Below are 24,213 nucleotides of genomic sequence, written 5' to 3'. Positions count from 1 at the left end.
AGGATGGTGCAGGGCTCCAACGATAGGTCGTACCCGTCAGCCCTTCTCCAGGTACTGCTCGCGCTCGGTGTCGAGCAGGGCCTCCAGGGCGGTCCGCAGGCCCGGCAGGTCCGCCAGCTCGGGGTCGGCGGCGACCACGCGAGTGGCCTCCTCGCGGGCCTGGGTGATGACCTCCTCGTCCTCGATGACCGCGAGCATGCGCAGCGAGGAGCGGACGCCGGACTGGGCCTGGCCGAGCACGTCGCCCTCGCGGCGCTGTTCCAGGTCGATGCGGGAGAGCTCGAACCCGTCCAGGGTGGCGGCGACGGCCGCGAGCCGGGCGCGGGCGGGGCTGGCTTCGTGCATCTCGCTGACCAGCAGGCAGAGCCCCGGGGCGGAGCCGCGGCCGACGCGGCCGCGCAGCTGGTGGAGCTGGGAGACGCCGAAGCGGTCCGCGTCCATGATCACCATGACGGTGGAGTTCGGGACGTTCACGCCGACCTCGATGACGGTGGTGGCGACCAGGACCTTCACCTCGCCCGCGGTGAAGCGGCGCATGACGTCGTCCTTGTCGGCGGGGTCCATCCGCCCGTGCAGCACCTCGACGGAGATTCCCGCGAGGGGGCCGCGGGTGAGCTGCTCGGCGATCTCCAGCACCGCGAGCGGGGGCCGTCGGTCGCCGTCCTCCTCGGCCGCCTTCTTCTTGGCGTCCTTGGCCCCCTTGCCTCCCTTGCCGCTCTTCGGGTCGTCCTCCCCGTCGCCGATGCGCGGGCAGACCACGTAGGCCTGGTGGCCGTTCTCCACCTCCTCGCGGATCCGCTCCCAGGTCCGGGCCAGGAAGTGCGGCTTGTCCCTGGCCGGCACCACGTGGGTGGCGATCGGGGAGCGGCCGGCCGGCAGCTGGTCCAGGACGGAGGTCTCCAGATCGCCGAAGACGGTCATGGCGACCGTGCGCGGGATCGGGGTCGCGGTCATGACGAGCAGGTGCGGGGGTTGCTTGCCCTTGGAGCGCAGGGCGTCGCGCTGTTCCACGCCGAAGCGGTGCTGTTCGTCGACGACGACCAGGCCGAGGTCGTGGAACTGCACCTTGTCCTCGATCAGCGCGTGCGTACCGATCACGATCCCGGCCTCACCGGTGATCAGGTCGAGCAGCGCCTGGCGCCGGGCGGGCATCCCCATCGATCCGGTGAGCAGCACGACCTTGGTGCCCCGGTCGGAGCCGCCGAGCATGCCTCCCTCGGCGAGTTCGCCCATCATCTCGGTGACGGAGCGGTGGTGCTGCTGCGCGAGCACCTCGGTGGGCGCGAGCATCGCGGCCTGGCCGCCCGAGTCGACGACGGCGAGCATGGCCCGCAGCGCCACGAGCGTCTTGCCGGAGCCGACCTCGCCCTGGAGGAGGCGGTGCATGGGGTGGTCGGTGGCGAGGTCGTCGAAGATCTCCTTGGAGACCGTCCGCTGGCCTTCGGTGAGGGTGAAGGGCAGCTTGGCGTCGAAGGATTCGAGGAGGCCGCCGGGGGTGGGGCGGCGGGGGACGGCCGGGAGCTGGGAGTCTGCGTGCCGACGGCGGGCCAGGGCGACCTGGAGGACGAAGGCCTCGTCCCACTTGAGGCGGGAGCGGGCGTCCTCGATGTCGGCCTTGGTGGCCGGGCGGTGGATCTTCAGCAGGGCCTCGGTGAGCGGGACCAGTGCGCGGTCCGCACGCAGGGCGGCCGGCAGCGGGTCCACGACCTCCTGCGCCGTGGGGAGCACCGCGTCCACGCACTTGGCGATCTTCCAGGACTCGAGCTTCGCGCAGGCCGGGTAGATCGGGATGAGCTGGTTGGCGAAGGCGGTCGCCGCGTCCCGGTCGGAGGCGTCCGCGCCGAGCGGCTCGTAGGCGGGGTGGGCGAGCTGGAGCTTGTGGTTGAACATCCCGACCTTGCCCGCGAACATCGCGCGGCTTCCGGGCAGCAGTTCCTTGTGCGGTTTGTGCACGCCCGACCCGAAGAAGACGAGCTGGAGGCGCCCGTTGCCGTCGGTGATGGTGACTTCGAGGCGTTTGCCGCCGCCCCGGCTGCCCTGGTACGTCAGCAGCCGCGCGTCGGCGACCTGCGCGACCACCGTGACGTGTTCGTCGATCTGGTCGGCGAGGTCGTCCAGGGAGGTCAGCTCGCCCCGTTCCGCGTACCGCCGGGGGTAGTGGTGGAGCAGGTCCAGGGCCGTGTGCAGGCCGAGCTGCTCGGCCAGCACCTTGGCGGTGGCGGGGCCGAGGGTCTTCTTGAGGTCTTCGTCGAGCGCGGGCACGTGTTCCATTGCACACCATGGCGCCGACAACCCGGCTATTCCACCCCGATGAGCAGCGGCGCCGACCAGCGTCCGCCGCGGTAGGTCACGGTGTCGACGGCCAGGTGTCCGTTCTGGACGTACGCCTCCAGGCGCTCGGCCAGCGCGTCCGGCACCTCGGGGCCCAGGACCAGGGTGACCAGTTCGCCGCCGGAGCCGAGCATCCGGGCCAGGACGGCCTCGGCGGTCTCCTCCAGGCCGTCGCCGATGACCACCACGTCGCCGTCGATGAGGCCGAGCACGTCACCGGCCTGGCAGATGCCGGCCGAGGTGAAGGACTGCCGTTCGGCGACGGCGAGTTCGCCGTAGCGGGTGGCTCCGGCGGCCGCGGTCATGGCGACCACGTCCTCGTCGAAGGTGGCGTCCGCGTCGTGGACGGCCAGCGCGGCCAGCCCCTGGACCTCGGAGCGGGTCGGGATCACGGCGACCCGTACGCCCTCGGCGCGGGCCTGTTCGGCAGCGGCTGCGGCGGCCGCCCGCAGTTCGGCGGCATTCGGGAGCAGGACGACCTCGCGGGCGTGCGCCTCGCGGATGGCGTCGACCAGTTCGGCGACGGCCGGTGCTTCCCCGGGGCGTGCGAGCACGGTGGTGGCTCCCGCGTCTCCGCACAGCCCGGCCAGCCCCTCGCCCTGGACCACGGCGACGACGGCCCGCCGGGCGCGTTCGCCGCGGGCCCGGCGCCGCTCGTCGCCGAAGTGCGTGATGCGGATCCGGTACGGCCGCCCGGCGACCACCGCCGCCTCCACGGCCGCGCCGGGGTCGTCGACGTGGACGTGGACGTTCCACAGTCCGTCCCCGCCGACCACGACCAGGGAGTCGCCGAGGGCGTCGAGGCGCGTGCGCAGCTCCCCGACCTCCGTCTCGGCGGCCTCCAGCAGGTAGATCACCTCGTACGCGGGTCCGCCGTGCTCCTCGGCGCAGGGCTCGGGCGGCCGCGGTACGGGCACGGCCCGGCCGCGTACCGGCTCGGGGGCCGGCTCCTGCCCGGACAGCGCCTGCCACAGGGCCCCGAGTACGGCGACGAGTCCGCAGCCTCCGGCGTCGACCACCCCGGCCCGCCCCAGCACGGCCAGCTGCCCCGGGGTTTCGGCGAGGGCCGCGCGGGCCCCGTCGTAGGCGGCCCGGGCCACGTCCGCGGCGGTGCCGGCGGCGGCCTCGGCGAGGGCGGCGGCCCGGGCGGCGGCGGTGGCGACGGTGAGCATGGTGCCCTCCACCGGGTGCGCGACGGCCCGGTACGCCTCCTCGGCGGCCCGGGCCAGCGCCTGGGCGAGCAGCCGGGCGGGATCGCGCCCGGCGGGTTCGTCGCCGAGTACGTCGGCGACTCCGCGCAGCAGCTGCGCGAGGATCGTCCCGGAGTTGCCCCGGGCGCCTATCAGGGCGCCGTGCGCGAAGGCCCGTACGGCCTCGGGGAGGGTGGCTCCGGCTGTGCCTTCCGTCACTCCGGCGAGGGCGTCGCCGAGCTCGCGGTCGGCCGATTCGGCGGTCAGGTAGAGGTTGGTGCCGGTGTCCGCGTCCGCGACGGGATAGACGTTGATCGCGTCGATGTCCTCGCGGGCCCGGCCCAGTGCGGCCAGGGCCAGCGAGCTCCAGGTGCGCACCGCTTCGGCGTCGAGCTCGTCGGGGGGCTGCGGCTGAGGCTCGTGCGCCACCGGGCGTTCCTCCTTGTGCGGGCCAGGGTTCACCGCAGGGTAACGAAGGACTGCCGGTCCGGCGGGACCCCGGGTCGGAGGCTGCCGCGGTCATGGTAGTTTTCTTGGACCGAGGCAGTCGTTGTATGCTGCTCCGGTTGCCCGATGAGAGTCGGGCCATTCCCCCCGGCAAACCACTTCAGATCCCTGATACCGGTGCGCCGGGATTCACTGTAAGTGCATCTGAAGTCTTTGGAGTGACCTGTGGCTGCCAACTGCGACGTTTGCGCCAAGGGGCCGAGCTTCGGCAACAGCATTTCCCACTCGCACCGCCGCACCTCGCGTCGCTGGAACCCGAACATCCAGCGTGTCCGTGCCGTGGTCAATGGGACGCCGAAGCGCCTCAACGCCTGCACCTCGTGCATCAAGGCCGGCAAGGTCTCGCGCTGACGCCTCCCGTCGTAGCGCAGCCCTTTCCGGTTGCTGAGAAGGCCGGTCCACCTGGTGGACCGGCCTCTTGCTTTACCAGATCGAACCTGCAGGGCCTGTTCCACTCCGTGACTCCACGGGGTGGAACAGGCCCTGCAGGCGTTCCGGGTGCTTCAGGCGTTCCGGGCGTCCCGGGGCCACTGCCACGCGTGGTCCACCGGTCCGATGCCCGCGCCCAGCGCGAACCCGGCCGCGATGGCACCCGTGACGTACTCCTTGGCCCCTGCGACGGCCTCCGGGACGGTCCTGCCCTTCGCCAGGCCCGCCGCGATGGCGCTGGCGAGCGTGCAGCCCGTGCCGTGCGTGTGCCGGTTGTCGTAGCGCGGGGCCCGCAGCCAGCGCTCCTCGGAGCCGTCCGTGAGCAGGTCCACGGCCTCGTCCCCGTGCGCGGCGAGGTGGCCGCCCTTGATCAGCACCCACGCGGGTCCGTACGCGAGGACCGCGTCGGCGGCCCGGCGCATACCGTCCTCGCTCTCCACGACGACGCCGGTGAGCTGGGTGACCTCGTCCAGGTTCGGCGTGGCGACGGTGGCCCTGGGCAGGAGTTCCCTCCGCACGGCGTCCAGTGCCGTGGCCGCGAGCAGCGCGTCCCCGTGCTTGGAGACGCCGACCGGGTCCACGACGGCCGGGGCCGGGGTCGCGGCCAGGAGTTCGGCGACGGTTTCCACGAGTTCGGCTGAGGACAGCATTCCCGTCTTCACCGCCTGGACGCCGATGTCGTCCACCACGGCCCTGTACTGGCCCTTGACGGCCTCCGCGGGCAGTTCCCAGACGCCGTTGACGCCCAGGGAGTTCTGCGCGGTCACAGCGGTCACCACGCTCATCCCGTGGACCCCGAGCGCCAGCATGGTCTTGAGGTCGGCCTGGATGCCCGCGCCGCCGCCGGAATCGGATCCGGCGACGGTCAGGCACAGCGGCGGGTGCGTTCGGCCCTGGGGAGAACCGCTCATCGGGGCGTTTCCTCCGCGGCCGCGTCGCCGCCGAAGTGGTCCCAGCCGCCGGTGCTGGTCCAGGGGGCACCGTCGACGGTCACCTGGGGCAGCGCGGAGCGGTTCTGCACCTCCCCGATGACCTTCCAGCGGGCCGGGAGCTTCACGTCGGGCGGGAAGGTGGCCACGATGGCGTGGTCCTCTCCCCCGGTGAGGACCCACTGGAGCGGGTCCACGCCGACGGCCTGCCCGATGTCGTGCATCTGCGTCGGGATGTCGACGGCCGCCGAGCGCAGGTCGATCCGTACCTTGCTGGCCTCGGCGATGTGCCCGAGGTCCGCGATCAGGCCGTCGCTCACGTCGGTCATGGCGGTGGCGCCGAGTCCGGCGGCCGCGGGGCCCGCGTGGTACGGCGGTTCGGGCCTGCGGTGGGCCTCCACGAAGGCCCGCGGCGAGCGGAACCCGCGCGAGAGCACGGCGAATCCGGCCGCGGACCAGCCGAGCCAGCCGGTCACGGCCACGACGTCGCCGGGCTGGGCGCCGGAGCGCAGGACGGGCTCGTGGTTGCGCAGGTCGCCGAGGGCGGTGATGGCGACGGTGATGATGTCGCCGCGGACCACGTCGCCGCCGACCACGGCCGCGCCGGCGACCTGGCACTCGTCTCGGATGCCGTCCATCAGCTCGGTGGGCCAGGTGACCGGCAGCTCGGCGGGTACGACGAGGCCGAGCAGGAGTGCGGTCGGCACCGCGCCCATGGCGGCGATGTCGGCGAGGTTCTGCGCGGCGGCCTTGCGGCCGACGTCGTAGGCGGTGGACCAGTCGCGCCTGAAGTGCCGTCCCTCCAGCAGGATGTCCGTGCTCGCCACGACCCGCCGGTCGGGGGCCGACACCACCGCGGCGTCGTCGCCCGGCCCGAGCCGGACCGCCGGGGTGGTGGTGAGCCGTGAGGTGAGCTCCCGAATGAGCCCGAACTCCCCCAGCTCGCCCACAGTGCCCTTCATCGCTGTGCCCCTTCTTGCCCAGTCCGCTTGCGGTCGCGAGCCGTCACAGCTCTGGGTACCGTCAACAGATACGTCAACTTCTGCTCTCCGTACGCCCCGCCGTGCGCGCGGCCGTGCCCGCGGGTCTCCCCGCGGCACTCGGCGACGCGGTACCGTGGCGTCCCTTCTTCCCCGGGCCCACCCGTGATCCCCGGGCCCACCCGAAGGGTAGGGGAAATGATCCTCGTGGCCGCCCTGGAGGTTCCGTGGTACAGGCGTACATCCTCATCCAGACCGAGGTGGGCAAGGCGTCGTTCGTCGCCGATGCCATCTCGCAGATCCCGGGGGTGATCCAGGCCGAGGACGTGACGGGCCCGTACGACGTGATCGTGCGCGCCCAGGCCGACACGGTCGACGATCTCGGCCGCATGGTCGTGGCCAAGGTCCAGCAGGTGGACGGGATCACCCGCACCTTGACCTGCCCGGTGGTCCATCTGTAGCCCCCGTCTACTCTTGGCCGGTGATGTCACGACACCGCCGGCCCTTCTCTCTGCTCGCCGCACTGACCGCGCTGGCCGTCCCGGCCGTCGCGGGCTGTTCCCCGGGTGGTGCCGAGGCCCGGGTGGACCTGCCTTCCGACCCGCCCGCCGACGTGGCGGGCCTCTGTGCGGCGCTGCACAAAGAGCTCCCCGGGACGGTGGCCGAGTTGGACCGGTCCCCGGCTCTGCCGGAGTCGGACCTGACCGCCGCGTGGGGCGGCTCGGCGATCGTACTGCGGTGCGGTGTCCGCAAGCCCGCGAAGATGCTGGATCCCGAGCAGGACGGCATCGAGGTGAACGGTGTCGGCTGGCTCGTGGAGCGGCTGGACGACGGCGGGGTCCGGTTCACCACCGGGCTGCGGCTGGCGTACACGGAGGTCCTGGTCGACAAGGAGCATGCCACGGATGCGGGGATGCTGGTGGGCCTGTCCGACGCGATCGCCAAGACCGTGCCGGAGGGCATCTCCTCGTACTGACCCCGCCGGCTCCCCGGAAGGGGACGGCCGGCCGGTGCCCCGCGCTCACGAGGCCCGCCCGCCGGTCATCCCTTTCGGGGAACCGGCGGGCGGGCCTCGTCGCGTACGGGGCTTCGCGCCCGGGTGCTAGCGCAGCCCGGTGGAGCGGCGCAGGGCGGCCTGGATCAGGCGGTCCACCAGCTCCGGGTATTCGATGCCCGACTCCTGCCACATGCGCGGGTACATGGAGATCGGCGTGAAGCCCGGCATCGTGTTGATCTCGTTGATGACGAAGGTGCCGTCCTCGGTGAGGAAGAAGTCGGCGCGCACCAGACCCTCGCAGGACGCGGCGTCGAAGGCCTCGATCGCGAGCTTCTGGACTTCGGCGGTCTGCTCCGGGGTGAGCGGGGCGGGCACGAGTCCGGAGGCCGAGTCGATGTACTTCGCCTCGAAGTCGTAGAAGTCGTGGCTGGAGACCGGCGGGATCTCGGCCGGCACGCTCGCGCGCGGCCCGTCCTCGAACTCCAGGACCCCGCACTCGATCTCGCGGCCGCGCAGCAGCGCCTCCACGATGATCTTCGGGTCGTGGCGGCGGGCCTCGCGGATCGCGGCGTCCAGCCCGGAGGGGGCGTCGACCTTGGTGATGCCGATCGAGGATCCGGCTCGGGCGGGCTTGATGAACAGCGGCCAGCCGTGCTCGCCGGCGAAGTCCGCGATGCGGGCGAGGGCGCCCTCGCGGTCGTTCTCCCACTCGCGGGGGCGGATGGTCACGTACGGGCCGACGCGCAGCCCGAAGGACGTGAAGACCCGCTTCATGTAGTCCTTGTCCTGGCCGACGGCCGAGGCGAGGACGCCCGAGCCGACGTACGGGATGCCGGAGAGCTCCAGGAGGCCCTGGAGGGTGCCGTCCTCGCCGTACGGGCCGTGCAGGACGGGGAAGACCACGTCCACTTCGCCCAGGGCCTTGGGGACGGCGCCCGGCTCGGTGTAGACGACCTCGCGGCTGGCCGGGTCGACGGAGAGCACGACGGCGCCGTCCTCGGACTCGGCGAGCTGCCCGACGTCGGGGAGCTTGCCGTCGGAGATCGCCATCCGGGCGGGCTCGTCGGAGGTCAGCGCCCACCGGCCGTCCGTGGTGATGCCGATGGGCAGCACCTCGTACTTGGAGCGGTCGATGGAGCGCAGGACGGCGCCCGCGGTGACGACCGAGATGGCGTGTTCCGAGCTGCGGCCGCCGAACACGACGGCCACGCGGGGCTTGCGGCCCTGCTGCTCAGGGGTCTGGGGGAGGTTCTCGCTGCTCATATCGCCACGAGGGTACCCGCTCACACGTCCGGAAAGCAGTCAGCGCCGTTCCGGTTTGGCGCTGCGCCCCATGAGTTCCTTGAGTGCGACCAGGGTCGGCTTGCCGTGGTGGACGATGTCGACGACGGTGTCGGTGATCGGCATGTCGACTCCGTGGCGGCGGGCCAGATCGGCCACGGACTGGCAGGACTTGACGCCCTCGGCGGTCTGCTTGGTGACCGCGATGGTCTCCTCCAGGGTCATCCCGCGGCCGAGGTTGGTGCCGAAGGTGTGGTTCCGGGAGAGCGGCGAGGAGCAGGTGGCGACGAGGTCGCCGAGGCCCGCGAGGCCGGAGAAGGTGAGCGGGTCGGCGCCCATCGCCAGGCCCAGCCGGGTGGCTTCGGCGAGTCCGCGGGTGATGAGCGAACCCTTGGTGTTGTCACCGAGGCCCATGCCGTCCGCGATGCCGACGGCGAGGCCGATGACGTTCTTGACGGCGCCGCCGAGCTCGCAGCCGATGACGTCGGTGCTCGTGTACGGGCGGAAGTACGGGGTGTGGCAGGCGGCCTGGAGGCGCTGGGCGGCGGCCTCGTCGACACAGGCGACCACGGAGGCGGCGGGCTGCCGGGCGGCGATCTCGCGGGCCAGGTTGGGGCCGGTGACGACGGCGACCCGGGCGGCGGGGACCTTGGCCACCTCTTCGATGACCTCGCTCATCCGCTTGGCGGTGCCGAGTTCGACGCCCTTCATCAGGGAGACGAGCACCGTGTCGGGGGCCAGCAGCGGGGCCCATTCGGCGAGGTTGGCGCGCAGGGTCTGGGAGGGGACGGCGAGGACCGTGAAGTCGGCGTCGCGGGCGGCGTCTGCGGGGTCGGTGGTGGCCCGGATGTTCGCGGGCAGTTCCACACCGGGCAGGTAGTCCGGGTTGGTCCGGCCGGTGTTGATGGCGTCGGCCAGCTCCTGGCGGCGGCCCCACAGGACCACCTCGCAGCCGGCGTCGGCGAGCACCATGGCGAAGGCCGTGCCCCAGGAGCCGGTTCCGAATACGGCTGCCTTCACGGGACGTGTCACTTGTTGCCCTCCCCCGCGGCCTTGCGCCGCTGTTCCGCCCTGGCCTTGCGATGGTCGTACGGCTGCGCGGGCGCACTCTCGCCCCGCAGTTCCTCCAGCAGCGCGGTGATGGCCGCCATGATGACTTCGGTGACCTCCTTGAGCACCGCCGGGGTGGGTTCCCGGTCGTAGTACTCGGAGAGGTCCACGGGCGGTCCGGCGAGGACCTGGAGGGTTTTGCGCGGGAACAGGCTGACCTTGTTCTCCTTGGCGTAGGGCGGCATCGCGAGATGCGCGCCCCACTGGGCCACCGGAATGACCGGGGCCCTGGTGATCAGTGCCACGCGGGCCGCACCGGTCTTGCCGGCCATCGGCCACATGTCGGGGTCCCGGGTGAGGGTGCCTTCCGGGTAAAAGGCCACGCATTCACCGCGCTCGATCGCGTCCACGGCGGCCCGGAATGCGTCCAGGGCGTTGGTGGATTCCCGGTAGACGGGGATCTGGCCGGAGCCCCGCAGGATCGCGCCGACAATGGGGACCTGGAAGAGGGCCGCCTTGCCGAGCAATCGGGGCACCCGGCCGGTGTTGTACTGGAAGTGCGCGTAGGACAACGGGTCCAGATACGAGTTGTGATTGACGGCGGTGATAAATCCGCCCTCGGCCGGAATGTGCTCCATTCCCCGCCAGTCCCGCTTGAAGAACACTGTCAGCGGCGGTTTCGCGATGGCCGCCGCAAGGCGGTACCAGAAGCCGATTCTGCGGCGGGACACTCGGACACCTTCCTCTAGGACCGGTGCGCGGCTTGGGCGCCCCGGGGCCGGACAAGTGTCGCCCCGGGTCCGGTCTCTGTCGAGAACACCGTACGCCCCGCGCACCCCGACCAGGCCCCGGGTCGCCCGGCCTGAGGGGACAATGGGCCCACGCATGACCAGGTCATGACCCGCACATGGCCCAAACGGCCGCGGAAGCGCGGGCCGGAGGGAAGGGGTCCGTCACGAACGCCGTCTGGAGTCTGGTCGTCCCGCTGAAGCCCTTGGCGGTGGCCAAGAGCCGCCTCGCGGTGGCCGTGGGCGGGTCCCGGCCGGGGCTGGCCCTGGCCTTCGCCCTGGACACCGTCGCGGGGGCGCTGGCCTGCGCGGCCGTCGCGGATGTGGTGGTCGTCACGGACGACGCGGCGGCCGGGGTGGAACTGGCGCGGCTGGGGGCACGGATCGTGCGGGACTCCCCCGCCGCCGGGCTCAACGCGGCGCTCGCCCATGGGGCGCGGGCGGTGCGGGCGGGCCGGCCGGGGGCGGCGGTGGCCGCGATGAACGCGGATCTGCCCGCACTGCGGGCGCCCGAATTGCTACGCGTGCTCGAAACGGCTTCGGTATTTCCCCGGGCATTTCTGGCGGATGCGGCGGGAATCGGGACGACCTTGCTTTCCGCTGCTCCGGACGTGGAATTGGCCCCCTCCTTCGGCGGCCCCTCACGGGCCCGGCATTCGGCCTCGGGCGCGGTGGAAATGACCCTCGCCGGCGTCGACAGCGTCCGCCGGGACGTGGACACGGCGGCGGATCTGCGCACCGCCCTCGCCCTCGGAGTGGGGCGCCATACGGCCCTATACAGTGCCCGTATGCAGGCGACCGCGTACACGTACGACTCCCAGACCCGCAGCGGCAGTGTGCTGCTGGACGACGGCACCCCAGTGCCCTTCGAGGCCCCGGCGTTCGACGCGGGCGGCCTGCGGCTGCTGCGCCCGGGGCAGCGGGTCCGGATCGAGACGGACGGCGAGGGCCCGGCCCTGCGGATCACCCTGGTCACGCTGCAGACCTTCTGACCCCGAGGGGAAAGCGCGAACGCACCGCGGGCCGGCTTCCCCACGGTGGGGAAGCCGGCCCGGCGTGTGTGACCGGCGCCCTACTTCTTGCGGGCGGTGGTCTTCTTCGCGGTGACCTTGCGCGTCGCCGTCTTCTTGGCGGGCGCCTTCGTCGCGGCGGTGGTCTTCTTGGCCGCCGGGGCAGTCTTCTTCGCGGTGGCGGTGGTCTTCTTCGCCGTCGCCGCAGCCTTCTTGACCGTGGCCTTCTTGGCCGCGGGCGCGGCCTTCTTCGCCACGGCGGTCTTGGCGACCGCCTTCTTGGCGGTGGCCGTGACCTTCTTGGCCGTGGTCTTCTTGGCTACCGTGGTCTTGGCGGCGGCCGCGGCCTTCTTGGCGGTGGTGGCCTTCTTCGCGACGGCCTTCTTCACCGTCGCGGAGGCGGCGGAGGACCCACCCGTGAGGCTGCCCTTGGGCGCCTTCTTCACCGACACCTCGCCACCCTTGGGCAGCTTCTTGGTGCCGCTGACCAGGTCCTTGAAGCCCTGACCCGCACGGAACCGGGGAACCGAGGTCTTCTTGACCCGGACGCGCTCACCCGTCTGCGGGTTGCGGGCGTAGCGGGCCGGGCGGTCCACCTTCTCGAACGAGCCGAAGCCCGTGACCGAGACCCGGTCGCCCGCGACGGTCGCGCGGACGATGGCGTCCAGTACCGCGTCGACAGCGTCCGCGGCCTGCTGACGGCCGCCCAGCTTGTCGGCAATCGCTTCTACGAGCTGCGCCTTGTTCAACGTCTTCCCCTTCGGAGACTTCGCCAGAACGAATGTGTTCAAGCTTATTTCGCACGTTAGGCGGATATATACCGCAAATCAAACACGAAACGGGCTTATCACCCTAGTGCCGCAACGTTGTAGGCCGTTACGGAGTTCCTTCGCATCAGTCGCCTTCAGGGAATCGACCCTCGTCGAGGTCCTTCATCAACCTGTCCAGGCGCACTGCCGCATCGGCGAGATCATGCTTCGCCGCGGCGGTGACGACCAACAGCTTCCGGGTCAGCGCCATCCTTACGCCCTCCGGGACTTGCAGTGAGCGAACCCGTGTGTGTGCTTCTTTCAATCGGTCCCCGACAAGTCCGTAGAGCTCAAGTTGACTGTCGCGTTCCATGCACAGATTGTGCCATCTGGGGCGAGTTGTCGCCTCACGGGGCCTCAACACACGACTGTGCCCCCTGCCGGAAGACAGGGGGCACAGTGTTGCCTATGTGATCACCCGAAGGCGAATAAGCGCTGATCAGGCTGGAATCACGCCTGAATCGTGCGCGGCTTGAAGGTGGGTCGGACGCTTTCGTAGGTCGCGATGTCCCCTTCGTTCTGAAGGGTGAGCGAGATGTCGTCCAGCCCCTCCAGCAGCCTCCAGCGGGCGTTGTCGTCGAGCTCGAACTCCGCAACGACGCCTTCGGCTCGGACCTGGCGGTCGACCAGGTCGACCGTGATCTCGGCGGTGGGGTCGGCCTCGGTCAGCTTCCACAGCCGCTCGACGGTCTCCTGCGGCAGGACGACGGTCAGCAGACCGTTCTTCAGCGAGTTGCCGCGGAAGATGTCGGCGAAGCGGGAGGAGATGACCGTCTTGAAGCCGAAGTTCTGCAGGGCCCATACGGCGTGCTCGCGCGAGGAACCGGTACCGAAGTCGGGGCCGGCGACCAGTACGGTCGCCCCCTCGCGCTCGGGACGGTTCGTGATGAACTCCGGGTCCTTGCGCCAGGCCTCGAAGAGCCCGTCCTCGAAACCGTCGCGGGTGATCTTCTTCAGCCAGTGGGCCGGGATGATCTGGTCGGTGTCGACGTTGCTGCGGCGCAGCGGGACGGCCCGGCCGGTGTGGGTGGTGAAGGCTTCCATCGTTCTCAGACTCCGGCGGTCGCGGTGGCGTCGGACAGGTCGGCGGGCGAGGCCAGATGGCCCAGTACCGCGGTGGCGGCGGCCACCTGCGGGGAGACCAGGTGGGTGCGCCCGCCCTTGCCCTGCCGGCCCTCGAAGTTGCGGTTGGAGGTGGACGCGGAGCGCTCACCGGGCGCCAACTGGTCCGGGTTCATGCCCAGGCACATCGAACAGCCCGCGTGCCGCCATTCGGCGCCGGCCTCCTTGAACACCTTGTCCAGGCCCTCGGACACGGCCTGGAGCGCGACGCGCACCGAGCCCGGCACGACCAGCATCCTTACGCCGTCCGCGACTTTGCGGCCCTCGACGATCCCGGCGACGGCGCGCAGGTCCTCGATGCGGCCGTTGGTGCAGGAACCTACGAAGACGGTGTCGACCTTGATGTCGCGCAGCGGCTGTCCGGCGGTCAACCCCATGTACTCCAGGGCCTTTTCGGCGGCGTGGCGCTCCGAAGCGTCCTCGTACGAAGCCGGGTCGGGGACGTTGGCCGACAGCGGCGCGCCCTGGCCCGGGTTGGTGCCCCAGGTGACGAACGGCGACAGCGTGGTGCCGTCGATGACGACCTCGGCGTCGAAGACGGCGTCGTCGTCCGTGCGCAGGGTCTTCCAGTACGCGACCGCCGCGTCCCAGTCCTCGCCCGTCGGGGCGTGGTCGCGGCCCTCCAGGTAGTCGAAGGTGGTCCGGTCGGGGGCGATCATGCCCGCGCGGGCGCCGGCCTCGATCGACATGTTGCAGATGGTCATGCGGGCTTCCATCGACAGCTGCTCGATGGCCTCGCCGCGGTACTCCAGGATGTAGCCCTGGCCGCCGCCGGTGCCGATCTTGGCGATGATCGCCAGGATCAGGTCCTTGGCGGTGACGCCGTCGGCCAGCGCGCCGGTGACGGTGATCGCCATCGTCTTGGGGCGGGCCAGCGGCAGCGTCTGGGTCGCCAGCACGTGCTCGACCTGGCTGGTGCCGATGCCGAAGGCCAGCGCACCGAAGGCGCCGTGCGTGGAAGTGTGCGAGTCGCCGCAGACCACCGTGGTGCCCGGCTGGGTCAGACCCAGCTGCGGTCCCACGACGTGGACGACGCCCTGCTCGACATCGCCCAGCGAGTGCAGGCGTACGCCGAACTCGGCGCAGTTCTTGCGCAGCGTCTCCAGCTGGGCCCGGGAGACCGGGTCCGCGATCGGCTTGTCGATGTCGATCGTGGGGGTGTTGTGGTCCTCGGTCGCGATGGTGAGGTCGAGGCGTCGGACCTTGCGGCCGGCCTGGCGCAGACCCTCGAAGGCCTGCGGGCTGGTCACCTCGTGCAGCAGGTGCAGATCAATGAAGAGGAGGTCGGGCTCACCTTCGGCGCGCCTGACGACATGGTCGTCCCAGACCTTCTCCGCGAGTGTCCTACCCATCGCTTTCCCTCCGGCCGGCCGGTTGTGCCGGCGCTTGATAGAGAACTTGTGCGCCTGATCGCCCGTACCCCACGTCTCGGACGACGGCTCGGACCCAGTGGTTCGTGGACCCGCACATACAGACTCGCTGGTTCTTGGAAAAATTGAACTTGCGTTTCACAGTGTGAGACGCGAATATCGTTTCATGGACAACTCTAGCGGCGTCGGCGTTCTCGACAAGGCAGCTCTGGTATTGAGCGCACTGGAGTCCGGTCCGGCCACCCTCGCCGGGCTGGTCGCGGCGACAGGGCTCGCACGACCCACGGCACATCGCCTTGCCGTGGCACTGGAACACCACCGGATGGTGGCGAGGGACATGCAGGGCCGGTTCATCCTCGGACCGCGGCTGGCGGAGCTCGCCGCCGCGGCCGGCGAGGACCGCCTGCTGGCCACGGCCGGACCGGTGCTCACCCACCTCCGGGACGTGACGGGAGAGAGCGCGCAGCTCTACCGACGTCAGGGCGACATGCGCATCTGCGTGGCGGCCGCCGAGCGGCTGTCGGGCCTGCGGGACACCGTCCCGGTGGGCTCCACACTTCCGATGAAGGCCGGCTCGGCCGCGCAGATCCTGATGGCCTGGGAGGAGCCCGAGCGGCTCCACCGCGGCCTGCAGGGCGCGCGCTTCACGGCGACGGCGCTCTCGGGCGTACGGCGTCGCGGCTGGGCGCAGTCGATCGGCGAGCGGGAGCCCGGCGTGGCCTCCGTATCGGCACCGGTGCGCGGCCCGTCGAACCGCGTGGTGGCCTCCGTATCGGTCTCCGGGCCGATCGAGCGCCTGACCCGGCACCCGGGGCGCATGCACGCCCAGGCCGTCATCGACGCGGCCGCCCGGCTGACGGAGGCCCTGCGCCGCTCCAGCTGACGTTTCCGACCTCCCACCACTCCCCCGGGCCCGGGGGCGCGCACGACGCCGCACACGTCCGAACGCGCGCCTCCGGGCCCACACTTGCGTTGCGGGCCCGGAAACGACGAAGAGGCCCTCCGCGATGAACGCGGAGGGCCTCTTCTGTGCGTACCCCCGACCGGATTCGAACCGGCGCTACCGCCTTGAGAGGGCGGCGTGCTAGGCCGCTACACAACGGGGGCTAGCTGTTACTGCGGTGCTGCGCTGGGCTACCAGGACTCGAACCTAGAATAAGAGAACCAGAAACTCTCGTGTTGCCAATTACACTATAGCCCAAAGGTCTAGACCAACTAGACACCGTACCCCCGACCGGATTCGAACCGGCGCTACCGCCTTGAGAGGGCGGCGTGCTAGGCCGCTACACAACGGGGGCCCTAGCGATCCTGCATCAAAACATCCGGGTGCGACCCTGGAGATCTCGCGGGAAGGATCTGTACCCCCGACCGGATTCGAACCGGCGCTACCGCCTTGAGAGGGCGGCGTGCTAGGCCGCTACACAACGGGGGCAAGCACTGCGTCACTACTGCACTGCGCTGGGCTACCAGGACTCGAACCTAGAATAAGGGAACCAGAAACCCTCGTGTTGCCAATTACACTATAGCCCACCAAAACTCAAGACCCTGAGGGGCTTTCGTTCGGTTAGCGCCTCCGGCCCGGCCTTTCGGCCCGCTCGGGCGGCGCAGAAAGAACATTACCGGATGCCTGACCGTGCTCCAAAACGGGTATCCCCGGCCAGCACCTCCGGGAGCCGTTCGAGCCCGGCGATCCGGTGCACACCGTCGGGCCCCGGCCCGCGCCGGCCGTCGCGGTCGAGCCAGACCGCCGTCAGCCCCGCGTCACGGGCGCCGCGCGCGTCGATCTCAGGCTGGTCGCCCACGTAGACCACTTCCCCCGGCTCCAGCCCCATCTCGTCGCACGCCGCGAGGAAAGCGCCGGCCTCGGGCTTGCTGACGCCCAGCTCCACCGCGCACACCAGGACCTCGAAGCGGTCGCGCAGGCCGAGGCTGCGCAGCTTGGGGTCCTGGTTGGCGACGGAGGAGTTGGAGAGCACGCCGTGCCGGTAGCCGGCCGCGAGGACGTCCAGTACGGGCACCACATCGGGGAACAGCTCCCAGGCGGCCGTGTAGTGCTCGACGTACCGCCCGAACCAGTCGTCGGCCTGCGCGTCGTTCAACGCCGGCTCCCCGAGGAACTCGCGCACCCGGTCCCGGCGCTGCCCCTGGAAGGTGCCTTCCCCGGCGGCGAAGCGCTCCCAGTGCCGGTCGGTGATCCGCCGCCACAGCGCGAGCGCCTCGCCCGCAGCCCCGTACCGCTCCGCGATCCCCTCGTCGGCCAGATGTGCCGCGAGCCCGGCCCGGTCCGCCCCCGTGTAGTCGAACAGGGTGTCGTCGATGTCCCACAGGACCGCGCGAATCGCCATGGGCCGACCCTACGCCGCGACGCCCCGGGGGCGGCAGCCCCTTTACGGCCACCGCCCCCGGGGGACGTACGGGTCCTGCTCGCGCGGCCTTACGCGGCGGCGAGCTTCGCCAGGGTCGCGTCGATGCGGGACAGGGACCGCTCCTTGCCCAGGATCTCCAGGGACTCGAAGAGCGGGAGGCCGATCGTGCGGCCGGTGACGGCGACGCGGACCGGGGCCTGGGCCTTGCCGAGCTTGAGGCCGTGGGCCTCGCCGGCGGTCAGGACGGCCTGCTTGAGGGACTCCGGGTCCGACCAGTCGGCCGCGGCCAGGTTCTCGCGGGCGGTGGTGAGGAGGGCCGCCGGCTCACCCTTCATCGCCTTGTCCCACGAGGCCCGGTCCTCCACCGGCTCCTTCAGGAACAGGAAGTCGACGTTGGCCGTGATGTCGGACAGGACCGTGACGCGGGTCTGGGCGTGCGGGGCGATGCGCTCCCAGGCCGCGGCGTCGAAGTCCTCGGGCGCCCAGTTGGCGTGCGGGGCCCGGAGCCACGGGGCGCAGGCGTCCGCGAAGGCCTTGGGGTCGAGCAGGCGGATGTGGTCGCCGTTGATCGACTCGGCCTTCTTGAGGTCGAAGCGCGCCGGGTTGGCGTTGACGTCCGGGATGTCGAACTTCTCCACCATCTCCTCGATCGAGAAGATGTCCTGGTCCTTGGAGAAGGACCAGCCCAGCAGCGAGAGGTAGTTCAGCAGGCCCTCGGGGAGGAAGCCGCGCTCGCGGTACAGGTTGAGCGAGGCCTCGGGGTCGCGCTTGGAGAGCTTCTTGTTGCCCTCGCCCATCACGTACGGCAGGTGGCCGAAGGCCGGCACCGACTTGGCGATGCCGAGCTCGATCAGGGCCCCGTAGAGCGCGATCTGGCGCGGGGTGGAGGACAGCAGGTCCTCGCCGCGCAGGACGTGGGTGATCTCCATCAGCGCGTCGTCGACCGGGTTGACGAGCGTGTACAGCGGGGCGCCGTTGGCCCGGACGATGCCGAAGTCCGGCACGTTGTCCGGGCTGAAGGACAGCTCGCCGCGGACCAGGTCCGTGAAGGTGATCGTCTCGTCGGGCATCCGGAAGCGGACGATCGAGCTGCGGCCCTCGGCCTCGTACGCGGCCTTCCGCTCGGCGGAGAGGTCGCGGCACTGGCCGTCGTAGCCGGAGGGCTTGCCGGCGGCGCGGGCGGCGTCGCGGCGGGCGTCGAGCTCCTCGGTGGTGCAGTAGCAGTGGTAGGCGTAGCCGCCGTCCTGGAGCTTGCGCGCGACGTCCTTGTAGATGTCCATGCGCTCGGACTGGCGGTACGGGGCGTGCGGGCCGCCGACCTCGGGGCCCTCGTCCCAGGTGAATCCGAGCCAGCGCAGCGAGTCGAGCAGCTGGCCGTAGGACTCCTCGGAGTCGCGGGCCGCGTCGGTGTCCTCGATGCGGAAGACGAACGTACCGCCGTGGTGGCGGGCGAACGCCCAGTTGAAGAGGGCGGTGCGGACCAGGCCCACGTGGGGGTTGCCGGTCGGGGACGGACAGAAACGTACGCGGGGGGTCGCGTTAGCCACGCTTGATCACCTTGTTGGTGAGAGTGCCGATGCCTTCGATGGTGACGGCGACCTCGTCGCCGACGTTGAGGGGGCCGACTCCGGCCGGGGTCCCCGTGAGGATGACGTCGCCCGGGAGCAGCGTCATGGCCTCGGTGATGTGCACGATCAGGTCCTCGATGGAGCGGACCATCTGGCTGGTGCGGCCGAGCTGGCGCTGTTCGCCGTTGACGGTGCACTGGATGGTCAGGTCGCTCGGGTCCAGATCGGTCTCGATCCAGGGGCCGAGGGGGCAGGAGCTGTCGAAGCCCTTGGCCCGGGCCCACTGCTTCTCTCGCTGCTGGACGTCGCGCGCGGTGACGTCGTTGGCGCAGGTGTAGCCGAGGATGACGTCCTTGACGCGCTCGCGCGGGACCTCGCGGCACATGCGGCCGATGACCACGGCGAGCTCCGCCTCGTGGTGCAGGTCCTGGGAGAAGGACGGGTAGGCGATCGGGTCGCCGGGGCCGACCACCGAGGTGGATGGCTTGAAGAAGGTGATCGGTGCGTCGGGGACCTCGTTGCCCAGCTCCGCCGCGTGCTCCGCGTAGTTGCGGCCGATGGCCACGACCTTGTTCGGGAGCACGGGCGGCAGCAGCCGGACCTTGTTCAGCGGGACCTTCGTGCCGGAGAGCTCGAAGTCCGCGAACGGGATGCCCTTGATGATGTCGAGGACGAGCTCACCTTCGGACGCCGCGAGGGCAGTGTTGCCCTCGACCGCGCCGAACGCGACATTGCCGTCGATGGAGAACCTGGCGATGCGCACGTGTTGCGTCTGCCCCTCTTGTGTTTCCGCTGGCTGGAGTCTGCGGACTCCAGGCTAACGCGGTGGGGCCGACGCTTCGCGCGGCTTTTCGCCGGACACCCCCGCTTACTCCGCGGCGGCGCCGACCGGGGCGTCCATGAGGATGGTGCGGCGCGGGTTCGCGGTCTGGGCCGGCAGCTCGACGGTGTGCTCCGGGGCCGGCACGGCCTGCAGCTCCTCGGCGTCCTTGAGGTGCATGAGGGTGGTGCGGCGCGGGTTGGCTATGTTGCGGAACATCATCGTCGTCTTCATCGGAGTGCGGGGCCCTCGGCTCGTTGGGTCGGATGGTGGCGGCGGGTGCCGCCCGGGATGCCTGCGGAGTGCCACTTGTCGCGTGCGGCAAGCATGTAAAGCTCAAGGCTAAACATCTGAATCCCCCGCAGAACCGGGAAGTAATGGCCACAGCTATGTGAGTTTGCTCACCCGGGACGGGGCATTCCAGGCATTACGGGCAGCCAATCCCACCCAAAAAAACGGACATTACGCCACTGAATGCGTCATTCCGCTGCCGATCATCGCGACTGGGGCAGCCTGCCAGGTACGGGGTTTGGGCGGCGTAAGTCCGATTCCATGCGAATTGACACCCACGACGGGTAGTGCGCACGTCACCAGCCGTGACCGACTCTCCGGGCGGAGACTCGCACCTTGTTGGAGATCCGCCTCTGTGCTGGAATTCGCTGGACCGCCGCGGGAATCAGCCGGCGCGCAGGTGGCGCGAGACAGCGCCGAGCGCGGCGGCAACGGAGAGGGAGACGCGCCGGTCACCGACGACCACCCTGGGGCGCTCCGCCCCAAGACTCGACACCGTCCTACCGGTCGCCCGGCGGGACGCCTGGTCCAGAGGTTGCGACGCTAGTGCAGGGACGAATCAAGAGGGATGACAAGGGGTCTCCCCAGGCCCGTCAGGGCCGTGGGGACGCCGCGCCTGAGCAGGACCCGCGCAGCGGGACCGACCGTGGCTCCTCGCCCCAGCACGCCCAGAACCGCGGGCCGGCTGTCGAGGGCGCGGGCCCCGATGCCTCCGCCGCGGTGAAGGCCAAGGGCCGCGCCAAGCCCAAGGGCACGGCCAAGGCCACTGACGAGTCGGGCAGCCGCGACACGGCGATACCCAAGGCCCCCAGTGGGTCCGGTTCCCGTCTGGCCATGCAGAACTGGCGCATCAGCACGCGACTGGTGTCGCTGCTGACCCTGCCGGTCGTCGCCGCCACCACGCTCGGTGGTTTCCGCATCAACGACTCGCTCAACGACATCTCGCAGCTCGAGCACATGCAGCTGCTGACGACGATGACCCGCCAGGCCACCAACCTGGCCGCCATGCTGCAGGCCGAGCGTGACAACTCCGCCGGCCCGCTGTCCGTCGCCAGGCAGTCCAGCGACCCCAACAAGCCCAACAGCCTCGTCCAGGGCGTCCGCGACCAGACCGACTCCGCCGCCCGCGCCTTCGCCGCCGCGACCGACAAGGTCGACAACGCGGAGGACAAGGACGAGACGCTCAAGTCGATCCGCAACAACATCCTGCAGATCGGCCGCGGGCTCACCAACCTCGAGGAAATCCGCAAGAAGGCGTACCAGAACGGCGCCCAGCAGACCGTCACCGAGTACAACGCGCTGATCGTCTCGCTGCTCTCGCTCTCGCAGGACATGGCCCAGGCCACCTCGAACCCCGAGATGATCAAGCGCACCCGTGCCCTGGCGGCGTTCTCCTCCGCCAAGGAGTACGCCTCGATCCAGCGCGCGATCATCGCTGCCGCGCTCCCCGAGGACCCCGCCAAGGGCGGCGTCCTCTCCGAGAACGACCGGCTGTACGCCCTCTCCGCGCAGCGCGGCGAGGAGCAGTCGAAGAAGACCTTCGAGCTCGTCTACCAGGGCAAGCCGGAAGAGCTCCTCTCGGTGCTCGGCGACGGCAACCAGGAGATCGGCACCGCCGACCACTACGCCCGCCGCGTCCTGAACACCAAGGACCAGTTCGCCAAGGAGAAGAACCGCTCCTGGATGGACTGGTACGACGCGGACGACACCAAGCTCCAGGCCATGAAGGTCATCGAGCTCACCCTGCTCGAGGACATGGAGCAGAAGGCCCGCGAGCTCAAGAACGAGTCCCAGCGCGACGCCATCATCAACGGTGCGCTGATCCTCCTCGTCCTCGGTGTCTCCCTCGTCGGCGCCTTCGTCATGGCCCGCTCGATGATCCGCTCGCTGCGCCGCCTCCAGGACACCGCGACCCGCGTCGCCCAGGACCGGCTGCCCGAGCTCGTCAAGCAGCTCTCCGAGTCGGACCCGCAGGACGTGGACACGACGGTGGAGTCCGTCGGTCTGCACACCCGCGACGAGATCGGCCAGGTCGCCGCGGCCTTCGACGACGTGCACCGCGAGGCCGTCCGCCTCGCCGCCGAGCAGGCCCTCCTGCGAGGCAACGTCAACGCGATGTTCACCAACCTCTCGCGCCGTTCGCAGGGCCTCATCCAGCGCCAGCTCTCGCTCATCTCCGAGCTGGAGTCGCGCGAGGCCGACCCGGACCAGCTGTCCTCGCTCTTCAAGCTCGACCACCTCGCGACCCGCATGCGCCGTAACGGCGAAAACCTCCTCGTCCTCGCGGGCGAGGAGCCGGGCCGCCGGTGGACCCGTCCCGTCCCGCTCGTCGACGTGCTCCGCGCCGCCGCGTCCGAGGTGGAGCAGTACGAGCGCATCGAACTCTCGTCGGTGCCCGGCACCGACGTGGCCGGCCGCGTCGTCAACGACCTCGTGCACCTCCTCGCCGAGCTGCTGGAGAACGCCACCTCGTTCTCCTCCCCGCAGACCAAGGTCAAGGTCACCGGTCACGCGCTGCCCGACGGCCGTGTGCTCGTCGAGATCCACGACACCGGCATCGGCCTCTCCCCGGAGGACCTGGCCGCGATCAACGAGCGGCTCGCCTCGCCGCCGACCGTGGACGTCTCCGTCTCCCGCCGCATGGGCCTGTTCGTGGTCGGCCGCCTGTCCCTGCGACACGGCATCCGCATCCAGCTGCGCCCCTCCGACTCGGGCGGTACGACGGCCCTCGTCATGCTTCCGGTGGACGTGGCCCAGGGCGGCAAGAAGCCGGCTCCGATGCCCGGCCAGGGTGGTCCGGGTGCTCCCGGCGGCCCCGGTCAGGGCGGTCCCGGCGCCCAGGCCTCCGTGCCCGGTGCGGGCGCACGTCCCCCCGTAGGCGCGGCCCCGCAGCGCGGCCAGGTTTCCGCCGCCGGCCAGCGCGCGGCCCTGCCGGGCCGCGACGGCGGCCCCGGCGGTCAGCCCCAGGGCCCCGGCCCGCAGGGCGGCCGACCCCAGCAGGGCGGCCCCGGTGGCCAGACCCAGAGCACCTTCGGCTCGGGTGCGCCGCTGCCGGGCCGCGGTCCGGTCTCCGGCCCCGGCGGCTTCGGCGGCCCGCAGGCCCGCCCCGTCGGCGCCCCCACGGCGTCGGGCGGCTTCCCGCAGGGCAACGGCTTCGAGCGTCCGCAGCCTCCGCAGCCGGCGCCTCAGCAGGCACCGCAGCCCGCACCGCAGCAGGCGCCTCAGCCCGCACCGCAGCAGGGCGGAGCCCCCGGGGCCCCGGCCTCGCGCGGCACCCGGCCGCAGCTGCCGCCGCGCGGCGGCGCGCCCCGCCCGGAGCTCCCGGGTGCGGGTGGCGGCCCCGCCGCGATGCCGCAGAGCACCAGCTGGGGCTCCGGCCAGCGCGGGCACGACGTACCGCGCGGCCACGACGAGCTGTCGGGCCCCGGATCCACCTCGGAGTTCCCCCGCCCCGACTTCAACGCCCCGGCCCCGCAGGCCGGCGGCAACCCCGGCGGGCTCCTCGACAGCAGCTCCACGGGCCAGTTCGCCCGCCCCGAGTTCGGCGACCCGGCCCCCACCGGCCAGTTCGCCCTCCCGGAGTTCGGCGACCCCGGCTCCACGGGCCAGTTCGCCCTCCCGGAGTTCGGCGACCCGGCCCCCACCGGCCCGTTCGCCCGCCCGGACTTCCACGCCCAGCGGCCCGGCGGCCCCGGTGTCGGCGGCTACGTCCAGCCCGGTCAGGCCCCGCAGCCCCAGAGCGGCTTCTCCCCCGTACCGCCCGCTCGGGCCGAGGCCCCGCGGCTGCCGCAGGCTCCCCGGCCCGAGGCACTGCCCCCCGCCGGTCCGGGTACCGCTGAGGGCCGCAGCCCGATATTCGACACGCTGGAGTCGAACTGGTTCCGCCAGGAGGGCGCCCAGCCCCCCGCGCAGGCACCGGCCGCTGTCGTACCCCAGCAGCCTCAGCCGGCCAGCCCGCAGCGCCAGCAGCAGCCCCAGCTGCCGCAGCGCGGCCAGGAGCAGGCCCCGGTAGCGGCGCCCGTCCCGGCCGAGTCCCCCCTGACGCAGACCGGTGCGGTGCCGACCGTCAGCTGGCGTTCCTCGCCGAACGACGAGCTGGGGCGGCAGGCGGAGCGCGTGCGCCAGCCCGCCGCCGGCGGCATCACCACATCGGGTCTGCCCCGCCGGGTCCCGCGGGCGAACCTCGTGGCCGGCACCGCGCAGCAGCAGGCCGAAGCACAGGCCGGCCCCCAGGTATCGCGAGCTCCGGACGACGTCCGCGGCCGTCTCACCAACCTCCGGCGCGGTATCCAGCAGGGACGGCAGGCCGGCACCACCGGACCGGCCACCGGCAGCCACCACGTCGACCCCACTTACCAGCAGGAGCGATAGTTGA

Annotated in this window: 20 protein-coding genes, 5 tRNA genes and 1 pseudogene; 6 read left to right on the top strand and 20 right to left on the bottom strand. The window is 71.2% G+C overall.

Features of this window, described 5'->3' with window-relative positions; all coding sequences use genetic code 11:
- Nucleotides 1-36: 36 nt before the first annotated feature.
- Both recG and OG389_RS26890 read right to left on the bottom strand, forming a co-directional pair.
- On the bottom strand, nucleotides 37-2,271 hold the full coding sequence (gene recG / locus OG389_RS26895) for an ATP-dependent DNA helicase RecG (protein ID WP_328301011.1): 2,235 nt from the start codon (nucleotides 2,269-2,271) through the stop codon (nucleotides 37-39).
- A gap of 26 nt (nucleotides 2,272-2,297) precedes the next feature.
- The gene (locus OG389_RS26890) at nucleotides 2,298-3,950 is read right to left on the bottom strand and encodes a DAK2 domain-containing protein (protein WP_328301010.1); all 1,653 of its coding nucleotides are present in this window, start codon (nucleotides 3,948-3,950) and stop codon (nucleotides 2,298-2,300) included.
- A gap of 243 nt (nucleotides 3,951-4,193) precedes the next feature.
- Between OG389_RS26890 and rpmB the strand changes: the two genes are divergently transcribed.
- Nucleotides 4,194-4,379, top strand: coding sequence for a 50S ribosomal protein L28 (gene rpmB, locus OG389_RS26885; protein WP_073911113.1), 186 nt, complete (start codon nucleotides 4,194-4,196; stop codon nucleotides 4,377-4,379).
- A 152-nt stretch (nucleotides 4,380-4,531) separates the two neighbouring features.
- Here rpmB and thiD read toward each other — a convergent pair whose 3' ends face one another.
- Nucleotides 4,532-5,368: a bifunctional hydroxymethylpyrimidine kinase/phosphomethylpyrimidine kinase gene (gene thiD, locus OG389_RS26880; protein WP_328301009.1), complete on the bottom strand. Its 837-nt coding sequence runs from the start codon at nucleotides 5,366-5,368 to the stop codon at nucleotides 4,532-4,534.
- A complete protein-coding gene (locus OG389_RS26875; RefSeq protein WP_328301008.1) occupies nucleotides 5,365-6,348 on the bottom strand; it encodes a thiamine-phosphate kinase in 984 nt (327 codons plus the stop codon). The genes thiD and OG389_RS26875 overlap by 4 nt, the downstream gene beginning before the upstream one ends.
- Before the next feature lie 245 nt (nucleotides 6,349-6,593).
- Between OG389_RS26875 and OG389_RS26870 the strand changes: the two genes are divergently transcribed.
- Nucleotides 6,594-6,827 (top strand): Lrp/AsnC family transcriptional regulator, encoded by a 234-nt coding sequence (locus OG389_RS26870; protein ID WP_328301007.1) that lies wholly within the window; start codon nucleotides 6,594-6,596, stop codon nucleotides 6,825-6,827.
- Nucleotides 6,828-6,850: 23 nt separating this feature from the next.
- Nucleotides 6,851-7,342, top strand: coding sequence for a DUF3515 domain-containing protein (locus OG389_RS26865; protein WP_328304131.1), 492 nt, complete (start codon nucleotides 6,851-6,853; stop codon nucleotides 7,340-7,342).
- 126 nt (nucleotides 7,343-7,468) lie between these two features.
- Here the strand turns inward: OG389_RS26865 and OG389_RS26860 are convergent, their stop codons facing one another.
- Genes OG389_RS26860 through OG389_RS26850 form a run of 3 tightly spaced genes read right to left on the bottom strand, consistent with a single transcriptional unit; the run spans nucleotide 7,469 to nucleotide 10,425 of the window.
- The gene (locus tag OG389_RS26860; protein ID WP_328301006.1) at nucleotides 7,469-8,626 is read right to left on the bottom strand and encodes a D-alanine--D-alanine ligase family protein; all 1,158 of its coding nucleotides are present in this window, start codon (nucleotides 8,624-8,626) and stop codon (nucleotides 7,469-7,471) included.
- Nucleotides 8,627-8,665: 39 nt separating this feature from the next.
- Complete coding sequence (locus OG389_RS26855; RefSeq protein ID WP_328301005.1) at nucleotides 8,666-9,676, bottom strand: NAD(P)H-dependent glycerol-3-phosphate dehydrogenase; 1,011 nt, start codon at nucleotides 9,674-9,676, stop codon at nucleotides 8,666-8,668.
- The gene (locus OG389_RS26850) at nucleotides 9,673-10,425 is read right to left on the bottom strand and encodes a lysophospholipid acyltransferase family protein (RefSeq protein WP_328301004.1); all 753 of its coding nucleotides are present in this window, start codon (nucleotides 10,423-10,425) and stop codon (nucleotides 9,673-9,675) included. Before OG389_RS26850 ends, OG389_RS26855 begins: the two co-directional genes overlap by 4 nt.
- Before the next feature lie 176 nt (nucleotides 10,426-10,601).
- On the opposite strand from OG389_RS26850, the pseudogene cofC reads away from it, so the two are divergent.
- Nucleotides 10,602-11,267, top strand: a pseudogene (gene cofC, locus OG389_RS26845) (2-phospho-L-lactate guanylyltransferase); the annotation flags it as partial.
- 287 nt (nucleotides 11,268-11,554) lie between these two features.
- Here the strand turns inward: cofC and OG389_RS26840 are convergent.
- From OG389_RS26840 to leuC, 4 genes are all read right to left on the bottom strand, one after another.
- Nucleotides 11,555-12,241 carry an HU family DNA-binding protein gene (locus OG389_RS26840; protein WP_328301003.1) on the bottom strand — a complete coding sequence of 229 codons (687 nt, stop codon included), beginning with the start codon at nucleotides 12,239-12,241 and terminating at the stop codon, nucleotides 11,555-11,557.
- Between the two features lie 145 nt (nucleotides 12,242-12,386).
- Complete coding sequence (locus OG389_RS26835) at nucleotides 12,387-12,614, bottom strand: hypothetical protein (RefSeq protein WP_328301002.1); 228 nt, start codon at nucleotides 12,612-12,614, stop codon at nucleotides 12,387-12,389.
- Between the two features lie 137 nt (nucleotides 12,615-12,751).
- A complete protein-coding gene (gene leuD / locus OG389_RS26830; protein ID WP_328301001.1) occupies nucleotides 12,752-13,345 on the bottom strand; it encodes a 3-isopropylmalate dehydratase small subunit in 594 nt (197 codons plus the stop codon).
- Between the two features lie 5 nt (nucleotides 13,346-13,350).
- Nucleotides 13,351-14,775: a 3-isopropylmalate dehydratase large subunit gene (gene leuC, locus OG389_RS26825; RefSeq protein WP_328301000.1), complete on the bottom strand. Its 1,425-nt coding sequence runs from the start codon at nucleotides 14,773-14,775 to the stop codon at nucleotides 13,351-13,353.
- Between the two features lie 184 nt (nucleotides 14,776-14,959).
- On the opposite strand from leuC, the gene ndgR reads away from it, so the two are divergent.
- Nucleotides 14,960-15,676, top strand: coding sequence for an IclR family transcriptional regulator NdgR (gene ndgR / locus OG389_RS26820; RefSeq protein WP_112450208.1), 717 nt, complete (start codon nucleotides 14,960-14,962; stop codon nucleotides 15,674-15,676).
- Between the two features lie 151 nt (nucleotides 15,677-15,827).
- Here ndgR and OG389_RS26815 read toward each other — a convergent pair.
- The 9 genes from OG389_RS26815 to OG389_RS26775 all read right to left on the bottom strand — a co-directional run bounded on the left by OG389_RS26815 (nucleotide 15,828) and on the right by OG389_RS26775 (nucleotide 19,781).
- Nucleotides 15,828-15,900 (bottom strand) — tRNA-Glu (locus tag OG389_RS26815).
- Between the two features lie 22 nt (nucleotides 15,901-15,922).
- Nucleotides 15,923-15,994, bottom strand: a tRNA-Gln gene (locus OG389_RS26810).
- 24 nt (nucleotides 15,995-16,018) lie between these two features.
- Nucleotides 16,019-16,091, bottom strand: a tRNA-Glu gene (locus OG389_RS26805).
- 61 nt (nucleotides 16,092-16,152) lie between these two features.
- A tRNA-Glu gene (locus tag OG389_RS26800) sits at nucleotides 16,153-16,225 on the bottom strand.
- Nucleotides 16,226-16,251: 26 nt separating this feature from the next.
- A tRNA-Gln gene (locus tag OG389_RS26795) sits at nucleotides 16,252-16,323 on the bottom strand.
- An 86-nt stretch (nucleotides 16,324-16,409) separates the two neighbouring features.
- Nucleotides 16,410-17,138, bottom strand: a complete 729-nt coding sequence (locus OG389_RS26790) for an HAD family hydrolase (RefSeq protein ID WP_328300999.1) — start codon at nucleotides 17,136-17,138, stop codon at nucleotides 16,410-16,412.
- Nucleotides 17,139-17,227: 89 nt separating this feature from the next.
- On the bottom strand, nucleotides 17,228-18,706 hold the full coding sequence (gene gltX, locus OG389_RS26785) for a glutamate--tRNA ligase (RefSeq protein WP_328300998.1): 1,479 nt from the start codon (nucleotides 18,704-18,706) through the stop codon (nucleotides 17,228-17,230).
- On the bottom strand, nucleotides 18,699-19,490 hold the full coding sequence (locus OG389_RS26780) for a fumarylacetoacetate hydrolase family protein (RefSeq protein WP_328300997.1): 792 nt from the start codon (nucleotides 19,488-19,490) through the stop codon (nucleotides 18,699-18,701). Before OG389_RS26780 ends, gltX begins: the two co-directional genes overlap by 8 nt.
- A 105-nt stretch (nucleotides 19,491-19,595) precedes the next feature.
- Entirely contained in the window at nucleotides 19,596-19,781 is a 186-nt protein-coding gene (locus OG389_RS26775; protein WP_328300996.1) for a hypothetical protein, read from the bottom strand.
- Nucleotides 19,782-20,384: 603 nt separating this feature from the next.
- On the opposite strand from OG389_RS26775, the gene OG389_RS26770 reads away from it, so the two are divergent.
- Nucleotides 20,385-24,209, top strand: a complete 3,825-nt coding sequence (locus OG389_RS26770) for a sensor histidine kinase (RefSeq protein ID WP_328300995.1) — start codon at nucleotides 20,385-20,387, stop codon at nucleotides 24,207-24,209.
- Nucleotides 24,210-24,213 lie beyond the last annotated feature (4 nt).

It is taken from the genome of Streptomyces sp. NBC_00435 (genome assembly GCF_036014235.1).
Taxonomy (GTDB): domain Bacteria; phylum Actinomycetota; class Actinomycetes; order Streptomycetales; family Streptomycetaceae; genus Streptomyces.
This window is presented reverse-complemented; position numbering and strand designations above follow the sequence as displayed.

Excerpts from the sequence above, each read along its gene's own strand:
- recG (WP_328301011.1), bottom strand. The coding sequence starts at position 2,271 with ATGGAACACGTGCCCGCGCTCGACGAAGACCTCAAGAAGACCCTCGGC.
- thiD (WP_328301009.1), bottom strand. The coding sequence starts at position 5,368 with ATGAGCGGTTCTCCCCAGGGCCGAACGCACCCGCCGCTGTGCCTGACC.
- OG389_RS26875 (WP_328301008.1), bottom strand. The coding sequence starts at position 6,348 with ATGAAGGGCACTGTGGGCGAGCTGGGGGAGTTCGGGCTCATTCGGGAG.
- OG389_RS26865 (WP_328304131.1), top strand. The coding sequence starts at position 6,851 with ATGTCACGACACCGCCGGCCCTTCTCTCTGCTCGCCGCACTGACCGCG.
- OG389_RS26860 (WP_328301006.1), bottom strand. The coding sequence starts at position 8,626 with ATGAGCAGCGAGAACCTCCCCCAGACCCCTGAGCAGCAGGGCCGCAAG.
- OG389_RS26835 (WP_328301002.1), bottom strand. The coding sequence starts at position 12,614 with ATGGAACGCGACAGTCAACTTGAGCTCTACGGACTTGTCGGGGACCGA.
- leuD (WP_328301001.1), bottom strand. The coding sequence starts at position 13,345 with ATGGAAGCCTTCACCACCCACACCGGCCGGGCCGTCCCGCTGCGCCGC.
- leuC (WP_328301000.1), bottom strand. The coding sequence starts at position 14,775 with ATGGGTAGGACACTCGCGGAGAAGGTCTGGGACGACCATGTCGTCAGG.
- ndgR (WP_112450208.1), top strand. The coding sequence starts at position 14,960 with ATGGACAACTCTAGCGGCGTCGGCGTTCTCGACAAGGCAGCTCTGGTA.
- OG389_RS26790 (WP_328300999.1), bottom strand. The coding sequence starts at position 17,138 with ATGGCGATTCGCGCGGTCCTGTGGGACATCGACGACACCCTGTTCGAC.
- OG389_RS26775 (WP_328300996.1), bottom strand. The coding sequence starts at position 19,781 with ATGAAGACGACGATGATGTTCCGCAACATAGCCAACCCGCGCCGCACC.